The following is a 16551-nucleotide window of genomic DNA, read 5'->3' on the forward strand; positions in this document are numbered from 1 at the left end:
AACTCTCGCGCCTATCGGCCCTGATAGTGGGATGTCTCTAACTGTCGTCGGACAACGTTGTGTGAGTGAGCGCGAGCCTGAACTAGGGCTCGGCTCGGTTGCGGAGGTCGATAAGTCCTCGAAACGCATCACCGTGGAGTTTCCCGCGACGAATGAGCGGCGCATTTATGCGCTCGGCACGCCGGTGTTGAAACGCGTGCAATTCAGTGTCGGTGAAAATGTCACCACGCGCACCGGCGAGTCATTTTCCGTGGAGTCAGTCGATGAAACGGAGGCGCTGCTGACCTATATCGGCGGCGGCAAACGCGTGCGGGAAGATGCGATCTCCGATGTCACGAGCGTGAGTTTGCCACAGGAACGCTTGATGGCCGGGCAGGCTGATCCGAGCGAAGTGTTCGATCTGCGACTGCGTGCGTTGCAGGCTCAGTCGAAGTTCCGCCAGTCCGACGTGCGCGGTTTTTTGGGGGGGCGACTGCAGCTGATTCCGCACCAGTTCTACATTCTGCAGGAAGTGACTTCGCGGCAGCTCCCACGCGTGTTGCTCGCGGACGAAGTGGGCTTGGGCAAGACGATCGAAGCCTGCTTGATTCTTCAACGGCTGCTGGCGGTCGGCAAAATGAAGCGCGCACTCATTCTCGTGCCGGAGTCGCTGACGCACCAGTGGTTTGTCGAACTGCTACGCCGGTTTAATCTGTGGTTCAGTATCTACGACGCCGAACGCTGCAACGATCTCGAAGCGAGCGACGCGGCGCAAAATCCGTTTCTCGCATCGCAACTCGTGCTCGCGAGCGTGAGTTTCCTCGCGAACGATGAAAAGCGTCGCGATCATGCGCTCGCCGCCGGGTGGGACATGGTGGTGGTCGACGAAGCGCATCATCTCGCGTGGTCGCCGGAAACGCCGAGTGCCGAATACACGTTGGTGGAAAAGCTCGCGCAAAAAACCTCCGGACTGCTTTTGCTGACCGCCACGCCGACGCAACTTGGTTTGGAAGGACACTTCGCGCGCTTGCGATTGCTGGATCCGAGTCGCTACGACGACCTCGCGAGTTTCAAAGAGGAGTCGGAAGAATTCGGTGCGGTCGCCGACATCGCCGAAAAAATTATCGAGAGCAAGCCGCTGAAGCCGAAAGACCATGCGGCGCTGAAGAAAATTTTTGTGAGCGACCCGGAGCGTCTGGCCGAACACCTCGATGCGCTCGACCAAGGTAAAGCCGGCGCGCGCGATGCATTGCTGAGAACTTTGCTCGACCAACACGGCACGGGCCGGGTGATTTTTCGCAACACGCGGGCGGCAATGACCGGATTTCCGAAGCGCAAGTTCTGCCCGGTGCCGATCAAAGAGACGAACCTGACCCAACTCGCCCGCGTCGCGCGCGAACTCGCGGCGGAAGCAGCGGGCACGGATTCCGAGGTGCGTTACGCTTTCAAGGAAGACGCGCGCCTGGACTGGCTCGTCGAATTTCTGCAAAAAAACAAACCCGCGAAAGTGCTGTTGATCTGCAAATCTCAGCGCAAAGTCGCGGCGCTCGAAGCCGCGTTGCAGGAGAAGACGGCGATTAAGATCGGTTACTTTCACGAAGGCCTGCAACTCGTGCAGCGTGATCGCCAGGCCGCGTGGTTCGCGGAGCCGGATGGTGCGCAACTGTTGATCTGCTCGGAAATCGGCAGCGAAGGCCGGAATTTCCAATTCGCACATCATCTGGTGCTGTGGGATTTGCCGCTCAATCCCGGTTTGCTCGAGCAACGCATCGGTCGCCTCGACCGCATCGGCCAGACGGAAACAATCCGCGTGCACGCGCCGTATTTCGGCGGCAGCGCCGAGGAGTGCATCGTCGAATGGTATCACCGCGGCCTCGACGCGTTTGAAACATCGTTGCACGGCGGCAACGATTATCAGGAAAAATTTAAATCGCGGTTGCTGGAAGTCGCGGCGGAATTCGCCGACGGGGACAGCAAGGCGAGCCGCGCCGATCTGGCGAAACTGGTCGCCGACACGGTGCAGTTTCGCGAAGAGCTCTCGGCAAAAATGGAACGCGGGCGCGACCGGTTGCTGGAGTTAAATTCCTTCAATCCGGCTGTTGCGGCGAAAATCATCGAGCGCGTGCGGACGGTGGATGCGGATCCGTTGCTGCGTAATTTCTTGATCGATTTGCTCGATCATTTCGGCGTGCGCATCAAGGAGGACGAGAACGGCGACATCACGCTCGATCCGAGCCACGCTTACGTGGACAGCTTTCCGTCGATCAACGCGGACGGCATGCTGGCGACGTTCAAGCGCGAGCGGGCGATTGCGCGCGAAGACATCAGCTTCATCTCGCAGGATCACGCGCTCGTGCAGAACGCGATCGATCTCTTGATCGACTCAAAAGCCGGCACCACGTCGTTCGTTCAACTCGAAGGCGACAAACCGAACTTGCTGCTCGAAGCGGTGTTTGTGCTCGAAACCGTGGCTGACTCGAAGTGGCACGTGGATCAATTCCTCGCGCCGACGCCGGTGCGCGTGCTCGTGGATATCCACGGCAAGGATTTGTCGTTCGCGCCTGACCGCGCCAATCTCGCGAAAGACATCGAGGATGCGCCGCTGCCGCGTTTTCTGGCGCGCCCAGGCTTCAACGCGACGCTGCTGAAGAATCTCGTGGAAGGCGCGTCGGAGTTCGCCGCGAAACATTCGCTCGTCCTGAAAAAGGATGCGCGTGAGCGGGCTGCCGCGGTGTTAACCGCCGACCTGCAACGACTCGTTGACCTCAGCAAACTCAACGACAACGTGCGTCCCGAAGAAATCGAACTCGCGCGTAAGCAGGTGTTGCAAACGCGCACCGCGATCGAGCAAGCGCGTCTGCGGTTGGACTCGTTGCGCTTGATCGTTGAGGGCGTGCCGGTCGCGTGATGATGGCCGGCGGTGCGGACTTCGACGTGACTCAGTAGCGCTTCAATTTGATGCGGAAAAACTGAGTGGGTGCTTCCGTCGCGGGTTGGACGGGGCTGAGCAAAATGGTGTCCGCGCCGTTGCTGGTGGTGCGGCTGAGTTGGGTGGCGAGCGTGGGCGTGACCGAATCGCCTTCCGGACCGAAGCGCGCGATCTCTGACCACGTTTTCAAATCACGGGAAGCTTGCACGACGTAGTTAGTGTCGGTGGCGGTGGCGGGAAGACTGAAGCCGAAATTCCAACGCGCGATTCCGCCGACGGTGACTTGCGAAACAGCGGGTTCGTCGGGCAAGGCGTAGTCGAGTAGATTGGAGCGACCATTGCCGTCGGCATCGGCGGCGAGTGCTTTGTCGGCGAGGCCGGCCGCCCACACTTCGTAGGGATCGGTCAGCGGCTCGGTCGGGTGTTTGGTTTTCCACGTGGCGAGCAATTCGACGAGCGCTTGGGGCGTGTTGGTGGGAACGGTTTTATTTGCCTGATCGCGCGTGTTCACGCCGTGGCAGGAGGTGCAGCTGCGCACTTCGCCCGATTGAAACGTGATCCAAAAACGTTCGCGCACGACCGGGACGCCGGCGGCGTCGGTGAGTTGCCAGCTCAATGCGCGGCGCGCGGGCACGAAGGCCGCGGCTGAGCCGTCGAGCGCGAGCTTCACGCTGCCCGCCGGGCCGATCGTCGCGGGCAACTCGGCGACGGTGTCGTGGAGCGGTTGCGCGAGCACGCGGCGGCCCGGGTAGGGCGTGTCCGTGGGTTTGCGCAGGCCGAGGCCGCGAACCAAGTCAGCTTGGAAAATCTGGAGATGGGTGACGTCGTAGATTTTGCCGGTGCTGCCGATGCTTTGCACACCGCCGGGCACGCGCAGATTGTAGGGTTGTTGTTCGTCGGCGCGGTCGCGCGTCGTGGCATCGCGCACAACCATCAGCGCCAGATTATTCGTGCGCAGCCAACGTTTCATCGCGGCGATGGGCACGCCCGCTTGGGCGAAGACGGCCGATTCGATGTCGGGCAAATCCGCGCAACGACGCTCGGGCCGCGGACGCGCACGCACTTCGACGGGCTGTAATTCCCACAAGGCGCCAGAGAAATCGATGCGCTCATCCGGTGACCACCACCACAAAGTTTTGCTCGTGCCGCTGGTCAGAAAAGGCCCTGGTGTCCAGACGCCATTGGTGAGCGTGAGTTGACGCAGGCGGAACGTATAAATGGACGGCGCATTGCGCACATCTTCGCGCGCGTCGGCGGTGTGAATCGCGACCAAGCCGCCGTTGCTGAGCGGCAAGGGATCACGGAAATGTCCCGTGGTGTTTTGCGCGGGATTCGTCGACGCCGGCACCGTGAGATAATTGATGACGGTGTCCTCGGGATTGATCGAAGGCGCAGCGTTGAACGCGAAGAGTCGACCGGCGGCGTGCGTGCCGAATTCCTGCGCGTCGGTCGCGATGTAGCGGCCCGGCACGAGCGGGTCTTCCTTCATTTGCAAGCAGCTGTTGATGCGATTCGGATTCGCGGCGACACCGGGATTGAAGAAATAGTCCACGTTCGGATCGTCGGTGAACGAGCGGGCGAAATAGTTGAGCAGTTCGTGGCGACCGAGGTGATTGAGCGTTTCCTCTTCCTCACCATTCTCCTGAATCATCCACGGGAAAAAGAAATTAAATGCGAGGCCCTCGACGTTGCCCTCGGGCAGGCGGCTCTCGGGGAAAACCTCGTCGCGCACGCCGAAGGCATAAGTGGCGCTGGCGCTTTCACTCGAATAATTAAACGTGCCGAAAGTCGTGGAGTTGGGGCCGGTCGCGAGCGCGGTGGCGCGGTCGTTGTCCGCTTGCTGGTCGCGCAGCAAATGATCCCAGCGCGTGTAAAGCACGCGGCCGAAACTATCGACGATCGGCGTGAACGAACCCGACGGCATGTGCTGCATGAGAAACAAATTGCCGTTGACGGGATTGAGACTCCAGAGGCCGGTGTTGGTGGGCGACTCCTCGTATTCGTCACGCTGCGGATACAAATGCGCCTGTCCGTTGTGCGGTCGATCGGTCGTGAAAATAATGCGGTCGTCGGTGGCGTAGCACGGGCTGACGTTGTTGTAGTTTGCGGGCTGGTTCGGCACGCGGGTGATCACGGGCGTTTCGTTTGCGCCCAAGCCGGTGACTTCGTAAAGTTGCCAGACGTCCGAGACCGGATGTTGGTAGCGCACACTGGAGCCGCCGACTACCATAGAGAAAATCGCCTTCCGGCCGTCCCAGTGCATCGAGGGATCACGCACCGCGATACCGTTAGTGCCCTGAAACCCGGAGGCTACGCCGAAGCCGGCTGTCGCGGTGAGATTTTTCACGGAGCCGTCCGGATAACGAATCCAAAGATCGCCCCCGCGTGGCGCCGCCGAAGGCGCGGGGAGATGATTGCCAAAAACCGACGCGACGGCGAAATCCTGCGTGTGCGGCACCTGCGTGACGAACAGGATCGGGTTGACCGGCGTTTGGGCGCGCAGCGCGCCGAGCGTGATGAGCGCGAGAAAGAGAGCGTGGAGAGGCGTAAGCCGACGGTGCATTGGCAAACGTGAAACTACGCTCGCCGGAAAGCGACACGGGAATGGTCGCGCGCGGTGCTTTCACTGAAAACTAACGCCGTGAACTTGCGGATGCGCTCTCAAGAAATGCGAGCCGTGCGGAGTGGAGGCTCACGCGGGCGTTGACGTGTTTTCGCGGGAATTCATAACCAGTCGCACGACTGCGGTCGTCCCCGTATGAGCACTTCTGTTTCCAGTAGTCCCGCGCCTTTGAATTCCACGCGACGCGTGCTGCTCGCCAGCCTCGCGGGCACGACGATCGAGTTTTTTGATTTCTATATCTACGCGACGGCAGCGGTGCTGGTGTTCCCGAAGTTGTTTTTCCCGTCATCGGATCCGGCGTCGGCAACGTTGCAATCGCTCGCGACGTTCGCGCTCGCATTCTTTGCGCGGCCGGTGGGCTCGGCGGTGTTCGGACATTATGGCGACCGCATCGGCCGCAAAGCGACGCTGGTCGCGGCGCTGCTTACGATGGGGCTTTCGACCGTGGTCATCGGGTTGCTGCCGACGTATGCGACGATTGGCGTGGCGGCGCCGTTGTTGCTCGCGCTGTGTCGATTCGGGCAAGGCTTCGGCTTGGGCGGTGAGTGGGGCGGGGCGATTTTGCTCGCGACGGAAAATGCACCACCCGGAAAGCGCGCGTGGTTTGGGATGTTTCCGCAGCTCGGAGCGCCGCTGGGATTCATCGGGTCGAGCGGGATTTTTCTGCTGCTGTCGAAGACGCTAACGAACGAACAGTTCATTTCCTTCGGCTGGAGGCTGCCGTTTATTGCGAGCAGCGTGCTGGTGTTGGTGGGATTGTATGTGCGATTGAAGATCACCGAGACGCCCGCGTTCCAACAGACGCTGGCGAAAAAGGAACGCGTGGCGGTGCCGTTTTTTTCGGTGATTCATCACCACGGTAAGGCGCTGGTTCTTGGCACGATGATCGCGCTCGCGACGTTTGTGTTGTTCTACCTGCTTACGGTTTTTTCACTGAGTTGGGGCACGAGCAAACTTGGATTCACGCGCGAGAAGTTTCTCATTATTCAGCTCATCGGCATTCTGTTCTTCGCGATGGGCATTCCGCTTTCGGCTTTGCTGGCGGATCGGAGCGGGCGTCGGTTTACGCTGATGTGGGTGACGGCGGGGATCATCGGATTTGGATTTGTGCTCGCGCCGATGTTCAACGCCGGCACCGCGGGCGCGGTGGCCACGATGATCGTGGGCTTCGGATTGATGGGGCTGACTTACGGCCCGCTCGGCACGCTGCTCTCGGAGTTGTTTCCCACGGCCGTGCGCTACACGGGCTCGTCGCTGACCTTTAATATGGCGGGAATTTTCGGAGCGTCGCTCGCGCCGTATGCGGCGACGTGGCTGGCGACCCATCATGGGTTGCCGGCGGTCGGTTATTACTTGAGTGGAGCGGCGGCGCTGACACTCGTGGCGCTTTTTCTGAGTCGTGAAACGAAGGACGTAAACTACGGTTGAGCGTGGGGTGCGCGGGTTGAATCTCCGCTTTCCAACTGCCGCAAGTGCGGTCCCCAGCGTCCGGCGAAATCGAGCGAGACGATTAATTTCCAGAAGAAGATCACGGTGATGATCGCGACGATGCCCGCCCAGAGAAAGCGCTTCGGCGTCCACGTGCGCAGGCGCGGCATGAATGAGATCAACCCCAGTAATGCGAGAATCGTGATGACGGCGTCGAAGCTCGCGCGTTGCCAGTAGCCGCCGCCGAGGTGGAGCCACATGCCGAATTCGTCGAACGTCAGCCCGAGACCGACGCCATACGCGAGCGCCGACGCGGTCAGCCAGCGACCTTTGGGCCGTTTAAAAAGCAAGAATGCGCCGACCCCCGAAAGGAGAAAAATCCCGTAGTTGAGATGATGAACATGCGTCGTGCCCACGAAGAAATACAAATCGGGCACCACGCGCGCCATGATGAGATAAACCAAAATCCGCGCGCACGCGAAGGTGAGCACAAACGCGAGAAGGATGGTGCGCGCGATCGAGCGGTAGTTTTCCTTCATCATGGGAAACTGGCGGTGGGAAACGCCGATCAGTTCACGGTTCGAATCTGCCCAGCGTCGCCCACCGCGACATGCGTCTGATAATAATATTTGTCGGTCACGCGACCCATGGAGATAAAATCGATGCGAGTTTTGCGAGCTGTGCCATTCACGAGGATTTTTTTGCCGTTTAGAATCGAGGCCGCGTCATCACCCAAGCGAGCGCTCAAGGTGCGATACGCATCGCTTGTGAGCACGAGGGTGAGGCAGCGTTGGTCGCGATAATCGACTTCCGAGTTCAGAAAATACCTTTCGTCCTGCCGGCCGCTGCCGCGCACGATGAACTCGAATGTGCCGGTGACGCCTTCCGGTTTTTCGGCGGCGAGCATCACGGTTTGAGAAGGCGTAAGGGGAGTGACGGCGGTTTTTTTCGTGGTTTCGCAACCGACCAAAGCCAACGCGAACAAGACAAGCGGGAGAGTGCGCATGAAGCCAAAGATGGGCCCGCGACGACTGGCGGGCAAGTCCGCGTGTTATGCGAACACCGCGCCGCCGACGAGTTGCGGGCCTTGGTAAAAGGCCATGATCTGGCCGGAGGCGAGGGCGCGTTGCGGGGTTTCAAATTTTACCAGCGCGGTGTCGTCACCGCCGGGGATGAAATCGATCACGACGCGCGGGTCGCGGTAACGCACGCGGCATTCGAGGCGTTGTGGTTTGGTTAATGCGTCGCCGATGAAACTCAGGCTGTGGACGCGGCATTCGTTGGTCCACAGGCCGGGCGCTTGGGGGCCGTCGAAGGCGACGAGCAATGCGTGGTCGGTGGCGCGTTTACCAGTGACGACGTAAGCTTCGTGGTCGGTGTTCGAAGGAATGCCGATGCCTTTGCGCTGGCCGATGGTGTAGTAGTGCAGGCCGCGGTGCTGGCCGAGAAGTTTGCCGTCGGTGGCCCGAATGATCGGGCCGAGGTGCTGCGGCACGTAGGCGGTGAGAAAATCCGCCATCTTCACTTCACCGATGAAGCAGATGCCTTGGCTGTCTTTTTTTTGCGCAGTGGGCAGGGCGGCATCGGCGGCGATTTGGCGCAGCTCGGGCTTGAGCAGATGGCCGATGGGAAAACGGGCGTCGCGAAGTTGTGACTGCGAAAGTAGCGCGAGAAAGTAGGATTGGTCTTTGTTCGGGTCGGCGCCTTCCAGGAGCGCGAAGTGATCGCCACGCTCGACGCGTTGCGCGTAGTGGCCGGTGGCGAGCGCGGTGAAACCTTCGGCGCGCGCATACTCGGTGAAGACACCGAATTTCACGCGGCTGTTGCACATCACGTCGGGATTGGGCGTGAGGCCGCGCGTGTAACCGTCGAGCAAGTAGTCAACCACGAGGCGGCGGTAATCCTGCATCAAATTGACGACGCGGAATTCAATGCCGATTTTCTCGGCGACGGCGCGGGCGTCGTCGATGTCCTGCATCCATGGACAATGGCCGATGACGTTGTCCTCGTTGATCCAGTTTTTCATGTAAGCGCCGACGACCTCGAAGCCTTGTTGCTTGAGGAGGAGGGCGGCGACACTGCTGTCTACGCCGCCGGACATGCCGACGAGGATGCGTTCCATTGGGGAGGAGAAAGAGTGGGGGGCGCAGGATTTGTCAATCTGTGGGGCGGATGCGGAAATTTCCCGTGATGTAGCGGCGGAAAATGTTTCACAGGTCGCGCTTGCGGTGGCGCGGCATCTGCTAAAACTGCCAATTCCTTGCCCGAAACCACACAACGCATCGCCCGCGCCTGGCTCACTTCCACGACAAGTGGCGTGATCGAACTCGACGCAGATTGGAAAGGAGAGTCGCTGCCCGTGCTTACGCCTGGCGACAAGGCATTCGCCTTCGCTTCGCTCGAGCCGGCGGCGCCCGCTTTATACGCGGATGAGGCGGCGTATTTTGTCGATGACAAGGGTCAACTGGTCTTCGTGCTCGATCCGCAGGAGCACACGTGGATCGATTATGGGAAGATGCCGGTGTATGTCGCGGGTAGCTTCAATGGCTGGGACGCGGCGGTCGGGCAGGCCGAGTGGTGTTTGCAACCCGGCACAATTAACGGACGTGAGATGTGGCTGCTGCGGAAGCCGACGGAGGCTCTTTTCACGGAGCCGCCGCAGCAGTTTAAATTTATCACGGGTGACAGCCGCTGGATCGATCTGCCGCACGATGCCACTAATTTAGTTTCCGACGGAAGCAGCCATTACAACTGGGCGCTGCTGCCGCGGCGCACGGGCCGAAATCTGTTTCAATTCACGACGCAGCAGCCCGTGCAGCTGAATCTGGCCTACACTGTCACGATGCTGGAAAGCGGTTCGCCGGCGCCGAAGGTGCGCGTGCGGCTGGGGAAATTTTTCCACGAGATGCGCAGCGATTTGCCGCTTGGCGCGATCGTGAAACGCGGAGGCACGACGTTCCGGATTTTTGCACCGCGCGCGAAACACGTGCGGATTTTGGTGACGGACCAACTCGAAGATTCGAGCAAGGCGTTTGGTTACGAACTCGATCGCCGCGACGAGGACGGAATCTGGCGCGGCGTGTGGGAAGTGAATGTCGACCGGAATTTGCACGGCTGGTATTACTGGTATTCGATCAGTGGTCCGCCCGGCGTGTTCAGTCACTTCCACCCGAACCAAAAAATTCTGGATCCTTACGCACAGGCTGTGGTGGGTCGCGAAGGCCCGGCGATTGTGCTCGATGCGGCGCTCGTGGGCAAAGCGCCGCGCAGTGGTTTCAAAACTCCCGCGTGGCAGGATTTGGTGATTGTCGAAGCCCATGTGCGCGATCTTGTGGCGCATGCGCCGCTGCCATTGAATGAAGAGGAGCGGCTCGGTTTTGCAGGACTGACCAAGTGGGTGAAGAGCCCGGAATTTTATTTAAAGAAACTTGGCGTGAATGCGGTCGAGCTGCAGCCGATTCACGAGTTCGATAACAAAACGAAGGGCGAATATCACTGGGGTTACATGACGGTAAATTTCTTTTCGCCCGCGAGCGCTTACGCGTCGGATGGGGCGAAGGCGACGCAGGTGCGCGAGTTTCAAGAGCTCGTCGCGGCGTTCCATCAGCAAGGCATGGCCGTGATCATCGATGTGGTTTACAACCACGTCGGCGAGCCGGCGCATTTGTTGTTCGTCGATAAACTCTACTACTTCGAACTCGAGGATGCCGGCACGATGGAAAATTGGAGCGGGTGCGGCAACGATCTGCGGGCGCGCTCTGCGATGGTCACGCGACTGATCATCGACAGCCTCGTGCACCTGATCGAAGTGTATGGAGTGGATGGTTTCCGTTTCGATTTGGCGGAGCTGATCGGCGTCGATGTGTTGCGTGAAGTCGAGCCGGCGCTGAAAAAAGTGAAACCCGACGTGATCCTCATCGCGGAGCCGTGGAGTTTTCGCGGTCACATTTCGGCGGCCTTGCGCCCGACAGGGTTTGCGTCGTGGAACGACGGTTATCGCAACTTCGTGCGCAGTTACGTGCACGGCATCGGTGCAGCGGAGAAGTTGGAGTATTTTCTCAAAGGTTCGCCGTGGCATTTCGCCTATTGGCCCGCGCAAACCGTCAACTACACGGAGTCGCACGACGACCGCGCGTGGCTGGACATGATTACGGAGAACGCGGAGTTCAACGGCTTCAATCCCACGCTGAACGATCGGCGGCGCACGCATCTGATGGCGGCGATTTTGTTTTCGTCGGTCGGCATTCCGATGTTGTCGGCCGGGCAGGATTTCCTGCGTTCGAAGCACGGCGTGAATAACACGTATCTACGCGGTGACCTGAACGCGCTCGATTATCGGCGGCTCGCGAAATTCTCGGGCACGCATGCGTATTTCGCCGCGTGGATCGCGTTTCGCAAATCGGCGCGTGGAGCGTTGTTGCGGCAATGGTCGCGCGTTTCGGAAGGTTTTTTCCAGTGCTTCACGCAACCCGGCTGGCCGGCGTTGGTGGCGATTTACAACGCGGACGGTAGCCAGGGCGCACCGCGGTTGATGTTTGCGGTGAATCCGCACACCGACGACCTGAGCATAGCGATTGGGGCTTTCGGCGCGTTAGATTGGAAGTTGGTGGCCGATCACGAGTGTTTTTATACGGAAGGGCAGCATCCGTCGGGACATACGGTGACCTCGGAGCTGTTTATTCCCGGGCTCGGTTGCAGTCTCTGGATCGCGGAAAATTGATCGTTCGCCGTTCGGTAAAATCACCCTTTTGGGGCCTCGAATATGGCACGCATCTCACTTGCCAAGGCATAGGTCGTGCTTTTGATAGCGGGCGACTGACGACATTTCCAGACGTCAGCCCTTAACACGTTCCTAACCCAACACCTAACATGGCAGTCAAAGTAGCAATCAATGGTTTCGGCCGCATCGGCCGCCTCGTTTTCCGCGCGCTGGTTGAGCAAGGTCTGCTCGGCAAAGAATTGGATGTCGTCGCCGTCGGCGATATCGTTCCCGCTGACAATCTGGCTTACTTGCTCAAATACGACTCCACGCAGGGCAAATTCCAAGGCACCGTTTCCTCCAAGAAATCGTCTGCCGACAAGCTCGAAGACGATGTGCTCGTGGTGAATGGTAAAGACATCCACGTCGTCAGCGCCAAGAGCCCGGCCGAGTTGCCATGGGCGAAGTTCGGCGTCGATCTCGTCATCGAATCGACCGGCCTCTTCACTGAAGCCGACAAAGCCAAGGGCCACATCACGGCGGGCGCGAAGAAAGTCATCATTTCTGCTCCGGCGAAGGGCGAGGACATCACGATCGTCATGGGCGTGAACGACGACAAACTCGACCTCAGCAAGCACAACATCATTTCCAACGCTTCCTGCACTACGAACTGCTTGGCGCCGCTCGTGCACGTGATCTTGAAGGAAGGCTTCGGTCTCGAAGAAGGTCTCATGACCACGATCCATTCTTACACCGCGACGCAAAAGACCGTCGACGGTCCGTCCAAGAAAGACTGGAAGGGTGGCCGCTCGGCTGCGATCAACATCATCCCGTCATCGACCGGCGCCGCCAAGGCCACCGCGCTCGTGTTGCCGGAAACGAAGGGCAAGCTCACCGGCATGTCCTTCCGCGTGCCGACCCCGACCGTCTCGGTCGTCGATCTGACGTTCAAAGCCACCAAGGACACCTCGCTCGCCGAGATCAACGCCGCGCTCAAGAAAGCGTCGGAAACGTATCTCAAGGGCATCCTCGGCTACACCAGCGACGAAGTCGTTTCCTCGGACTTCATCCACGACAAGCAATCGTCGATCTACGACGCCGGCTCGTCCATCGAACTTAACCCGCGCTTCTTCAAGCTCGTCTCGTGGTATGACAACGAGTGGGGCTATTCGAACCGCGTCGTCGACCTCACCAAGAAGATCGCCGCGCAACTCTAAGACTATTTAAAAAAATTAAACCCTTCACCACGAAGAGCACGCAGCTCACGAAGCCGGAACTTTGTTTCTCTTCGTGTCCTTCGTGAGCTTCGTGGTGAATCTTTTATATGGCTAAATTTAAAACCATCCGCGACCTCGACCTTTCCGGCCAACGCGTGCTCATGCGCGTTGATTTCAACGTCCCGCAGGACAAGCAAACCGGCGCCATCACGAACAACGCCCGCATCGTCGCCGCGCTGCCCGCGATTAAATACGCGCTCGAACAAGGCGCGTCGGTCGTCCTCATGTCACACTTGGGTCGTCCCGACGGCCAGAAGATCGACAAATTTTCACTGAAGCCCATCGCGGCCGAACTCGAAAAACTCCTCGGCCAGAAAGTCACGTTCTTGAGCGACTGCGTCGGCGCTGAGGTCGAAAAAGCGACGGCGAAACTCGCGGCGGGCGACGTCGTGCTGCTCGAAAATCTGCGTTTCCACATTGAGGAGGAAGGTAAAATCAAAAACGAAGACGGCAGCTCCACGAAGGCCGATCCGAAGAAGGTCGAAGAATTTCGCGCGAGCCTCTCGAAGCTCGGCGATGTTTACGTCAACGATGCCTTCGGCGCCGCGCACCGCGCGCACTCGTCGATCGTCGGCGTGAATCTCCCGCAAAAAGCCGCGGGTTTCCTGATGGAGAAAGAACTCAATGCGTTCTCCGGCGTGCTCGAAAATCCGCAGCGCCCATTCCTCGCGATCCTCGGCGGCGCGAAAATCAACGACAAGATCCCGCTCATTAAAAATCTCATCGAGAAAGCCGACAAGATCATCATCGGCGGCGGCATGGCCTACACGTTCCACAAACAACTGCGTGGAATGAAAATCGGTTCGTCGCTCTTCGACAAAGCCGGCGCGGAAATCGTCGGCGAACTCGAAGCCAAAGCCAAAGAGCGCGGCGTGGAATTGATCTTCCCGATCGATTTTATCTCGGCCGATAAATTCGCCCCCGACGCCAACACGCAACCTTCCACGCTCGAAGGCGGCATCCCGGATGGCTGGGAAGGTCTCGATGCCGGCCCGAAGTCCATCGAACTTTACAAGCAGGCGATTCTGTCTTCCAAGACCATCGTCTGGAACGGTCCGGCAGGCGTGTTCGAATTCGAAAAATTCGCCGGCGCGACGAAAGCCATGGCCGACGCCATCGCTGAAGCCACCGCGAAAGGCGCCACGACGATTGTCGGCGGCGGCGACACGGCGACAGCCGCGAAGAAATTCAAAGTGGCCGACAAGGTCACGCATTGCTCCACCGGTGGCGGCGCGAGCCTGGAGTTCCTCGAAGGCAAAAAGCTCCCCGGCGTGGCGTTCTTGGAAACCTAAAACGGTTTCCGAAGATCGTAGATGGGAGATGGAAAAGTCGCAGAATCCTTTGACTGTTTTCCATCTTCTATCTCCCATCTCCCAACTCCAAATTTAACATGATCCGTAAGAAACTTATCGCTGGTAACTGGAAGATGAACAAGTCGGCTGGCGACGGCGCCACGCTCGTGAAAGACATCGTGGACGAGATCGGTCGCGAGACGTCGGTCGAAGTCGTCGTGTGTCCGCCGTTTACCGCGCTCGAAAGCGTCGCAAAGGCGCTCGAAGGCCAGGCCGTCAAATTGGGCGCGCAAAACTTCCACCACGAAAAGAGCGGCGCTTACACCGGTGAGATTTCCGCAGAGATGCTGCGCGCGCTTTACGTCACCCACGTGATTCTCGGCCACAGCGAACGCCGCACGTATTTCGGCGAGACGGACGCGTTCATTAACAAGAAGGTGATCACCGCCCTGGCGAGCCAGTTGAAGCCGATTCTTTGCGTGGGTGAAACCCTCGCGGAACGCGAAGCGGGTTCGACGCTTTCGGTTGTCCAGACGCAACTCGAAGGTGGCTTGAAAGGCGTCGCGCTCGATCAGATCACGACGGTGGTCATCGCTTACGAACCCGTGTGGGCTATCGGCACCGGCAAAGTTGCCACGACCGCGCAAGCGCAGGAAGTGCACGCGTTCATCCGTGATTTGCTCACGAAGCTCTACGGCGCGCCCTTGGCGCAAAAGGTTCGCATTCTCTACGGTGGATCGATGAAGCCCTCGAATGCGGCCGAACTGCTCGCGGAAAAAGACATCGACGGCGGTCTGATCGGCGGCGCATCGCTTGAAGCGAAGTCTTTTGTCGAGTTAGTGAAGGCGGCGGCGGCAGCAAACTAGCCATTCGCCCCTCGGCCCCGTGATTCTGGGGTAAACACCTTTGCGCGCGAGCTTGCGGGGCAAGAAAGTCTTCTGATTTCGTTTGAGCGATGCGTTACCCCATCGCTCTTTTTTGCGCCCTGATTTTCGGCGCGGCGCTCCGCGCAGAGTATCAGTTTAGCGCACCCGATTGGGCGATCGAAGTTAAGCTCGAGGCGAAGCCATCAACGGATCAAGTGAGCACGCCGTCGCCGCAGGGTGACGTGAAAGCGACACGCTACTTTCTTGAGCTGTCGGGCGAGAATTACCTGCTCGTGCACTTTGTCTATCCGCTCGCGATGATTCCTGGTGAAGAGCCTGCGCTCTACGACAAATCGCTGAAAGAGATGATGAAGTCGCGCCCGGGGAAGGTGACGATGAGCGAGCCGTTCGCGCTCGGGCCTTACGATGGTTACCGCATCGTGATTTCGCAGCCGCGCGAGCGCACCACGCGTGAGATCCGCATGGTGGTGATCGGCTCTTCGCTCTACATCATGAGCGCGGAATATCCTGCAGCGGATAAAGGGCCGGGGTCGGCGCGCGCGACACGCTTCTTCAGCAGTCTCTCGTTGAACGCTAATTTTGCAGACATGCGCGCGGTCGACGAACGCGAGCGCTGGCGCGAACTCGCGGCGGGAAATTTTCGCCTGCGTTACGATGCGGCGCGGTGGTATCGCGACCCGTCCGACACGGAGCCGGGAATTTATAATTTAGTTCGGGCGGATCAAAAAGCCGAGGCACAGCTCATCATCGATGAGCAACCCGTGCAGGGAAACATTGAGGATGCCGTTTTGCAGACTGCCCGCGAAGGTGCCGATAGTGTCTCGGTAAAAAAGCGTGGGAAGAAAATGCGTGGCCTCGTGCAGATGAGCGAACTGCAGTTTCTCGCGCAGGTGGAGAAAGTGACCTATCTAAATCACGGCTATTTCTACAGTGGTCGCGAGGGCGCGGTGCAGCTGCGGTCTTGGGCGACGCAGAAAGATTATCCCGGGGTCGCCGCCGAAATGGAAGAACTGCTCGACGGCCTCCAAATCGGCGCGCGCGCGCCGACGCGCTGAATTTTAAGACTGGTTGAATTGCTCCAGCAATTCGCGCACGGGCGGATGGAGTTGCAGCGGGTCAAGTTTGGCGAGCAAGTCTCCGACTAATTTATCGGCTACGACGTCCGACGGATTTTCCAATGCGACGCTGAGCGTGACATGCAACGCGAGTTGGCGCGCGCCAGTGGCGAAATCGTCGTGCCCACGATTTTCGTAGAGGGCGGCGGTTTCCTTGAGCAGCGATGCGTAGGTCAGGCATTTCTCGCGACCGGCGGCTACGGATTCGCCGGCTTTTAAAGAGGCCACTTGCTCGGACACTTCCTTTTGCAGGAACTCCGAGGGCGGCATGTTGAATAATTTTTCCTGCAGGCTGAACGAAAGCTGCAGCATGTCGTCGAGT

The 16551-nt window shown here is 59.3% G+C and carries 12 protein-coding genes; 7 read left to right on the forward strand and 5 right to left on the reverse strand.

Translation table 11 applies throughout. From position 1 onward, the window contains the following. The first annotated feature begins 31 nt into the window (after positions 1-31). Positions 32-2887 carry an RNA polymerase-associated protein RapA gene (rapA, locus tag ACRRQW_RS14235; protein WP_438482189.1) on the forward strand — a complete coding sequence of 952 codons (2856 nt, stop codon included), beginning with the start codon at positions 32-34 and terminating at the stop codon, positions 2885-2887. 31 nt (positions 2888-2918) lie between these two features. On the opposite strand, the gene ACRRQW_RS14240 is transcribed toward rapA, so the two are convergent. Beyond that, on the reverse strand, positions 2919-5471 hold the full coding sequence (locus tag ACRRQW_RS14240; RefSeq protein ID WP_438482191.1) for a hypothetical protein: 2553 nt from the start codon (positions 5469-5471) through the stop codon (positions 2919-2921). Between the two features lie 195 nt (positions 5472-5666). On the opposite strand from ACRRQW_RS14240, the gene ACRRQW_RS14245 reads away from it, so the two are divergent. After that, positions 5667-6959 carry an MFS transporter gene (locus ACRRQW_RS14245; protein WP_438482193.1) on the forward strand — a complete coding sequence of 431 codons (1293 nt, stop codon included), beginning with the start codon at positions 5667-5669 and terminating at the stop codon, positions 6957-6959. Here the strand turns inward: ACRRQW_RS14245 and ACRRQW_RS14250 are convergent. From ACRRQW_RS14250 to mnmA, 3 genes are read right to left on the reverse strand one after another with little or no spacing between them, the layout of a single operon-like run. Continuing rightward, positions 6950-7501: a hypothetical protein gene (locus tag ACRRQW_RS14250; RefSeq protein ID WP_438482194.1), complete on the reverse strand. Its 552-nt coding sequence runs from the start codon at positions 7499-7501 to the stop codon at positions 6950-6952. The two genes, ACRRQW_RS14245 and ACRRQW_RS14250, sit on opposite strands and share 10 nt — an antisense overlap. Positions 7502-7527: 26 nt before the next feature. Then, on the reverse strand, positions 7528-7965 hold the full coding sequence (locus tag ACRRQW_RS14255; protein WP_438482195.1) for a hypothetical protein: 438 nt from the start codon (positions 7963-7965) through the stop codon (positions 7528-7530). Between the two features lie 45 nt (positions 7966-8010). Then, positions 8011-9081: a tRNA 2-thiouridine(34) synthase MnmA gene (gene mnmA, locus ACRRQW_RS14260; RefSeq protein ID WP_438482196.1), complete on the reverse strand. Its 1071-nt coding sequence runs from the start codon at positions 9079-9081 to the stop codon at positions 8011-8013. A gap of 138 nt (positions 9082-9219) precedes the next feature. On the opposite strand from mnmA, the gene ACRRQW_RS14265 reads away from it, so the two are divergent. The 5 genes from ACRRQW_RS14265 to ACRRQW_RS14285 all read left to right on the forward strand — a co-directional run bounded on the left by ACRRQW_RS14265 (position 9220) and on the right by ACRRQW_RS14285 (position 16169). Next, positions 9220-11679 carry an alpha-amylase family glycosyl hydrolase gene (locus ACRRQW_RS14265; protein WP_438482198.1) on the forward strand — a complete coding sequence of 820 codons (2460 nt, stop codon included), beginning with the start codon at positions 9220-9222 and terminating at the stop codon, positions 11677-11679. A gap of 149 nt (positions 11680-11828) precedes the next feature. Further along, positions 11829-12875, forward strand: a complete 1047-nt coding sequence (gene gap / locus ACRRQW_RS14270; protein ID WP_438482199.1) for a type I glyceraldehyde-3-phosphate dehydrogenase — start codon at positions 11829-11831, stop codon at positions 12873-12875. 107 nt (positions 12876-12982) lie between these two features. Continuing rightward, positions 12983-14227 carry a phosphoglycerate kinase gene (gene pgk, locus ACRRQW_RS14275; protein ID WP_438482200.1) on the forward strand — a complete coding sequence of 415 codons (1245 nt, stop codon included), beginning with the start codon at positions 12983-12985 and terminating at the stop codon, positions 14225-14227. Positions 14228-14325: 98 nt separating this feature from the next. Continuing rightward, positions 14326-15093, forward strand: coding sequence for a triose-phosphate isomerase (gene tpiA / locus ACRRQW_RS14280; RefSeq protein ID WP_438482202.1), 768 nt, complete (start codon positions 14326-14328; stop codon positions 15091-15093). A gap of 89 nt (positions 15094-15182) precedes the next feature. Continuing rightward, the gene (locus ACRRQW_RS14285) at positions 15183-16169 is read left to right on the forward strand and encodes a hypothetical protein (protein WP_438482204.1); all 987 of its coding nucleotides are present in this window, start codon (positions 15183-15185) and stop codon (positions 16167-16169) included. Positions 16170-16172: 3 nt separating this feature from the next. Here the strand turns inward: ACRRQW_RS14285 and ACRRQW_RS14290 are convergent, their stop codons facing one another. After that, positions 16173-16541 (reverse strand): hypothetical protein, encoded by a 369-nt coding sequence (locus ACRRQW_RS14290; RefSeq protein ID WP_438482206.1) that lies wholly within the window; start codon positions 16539-16541, stop codon positions 16173-16175. Between the last annotated feature and the right edge of the window lie 10 nt (positions 16542-16551).

Source organism: Oleiharenicola lentus, assembly GCF_051660365.1.
GTDB lineage: Bacteria > Verrucomicrobiota > Verrucomicrobiia > Opitutales > Opitutaceae > Lacunisphaera > Lacunisphaera lenta_A.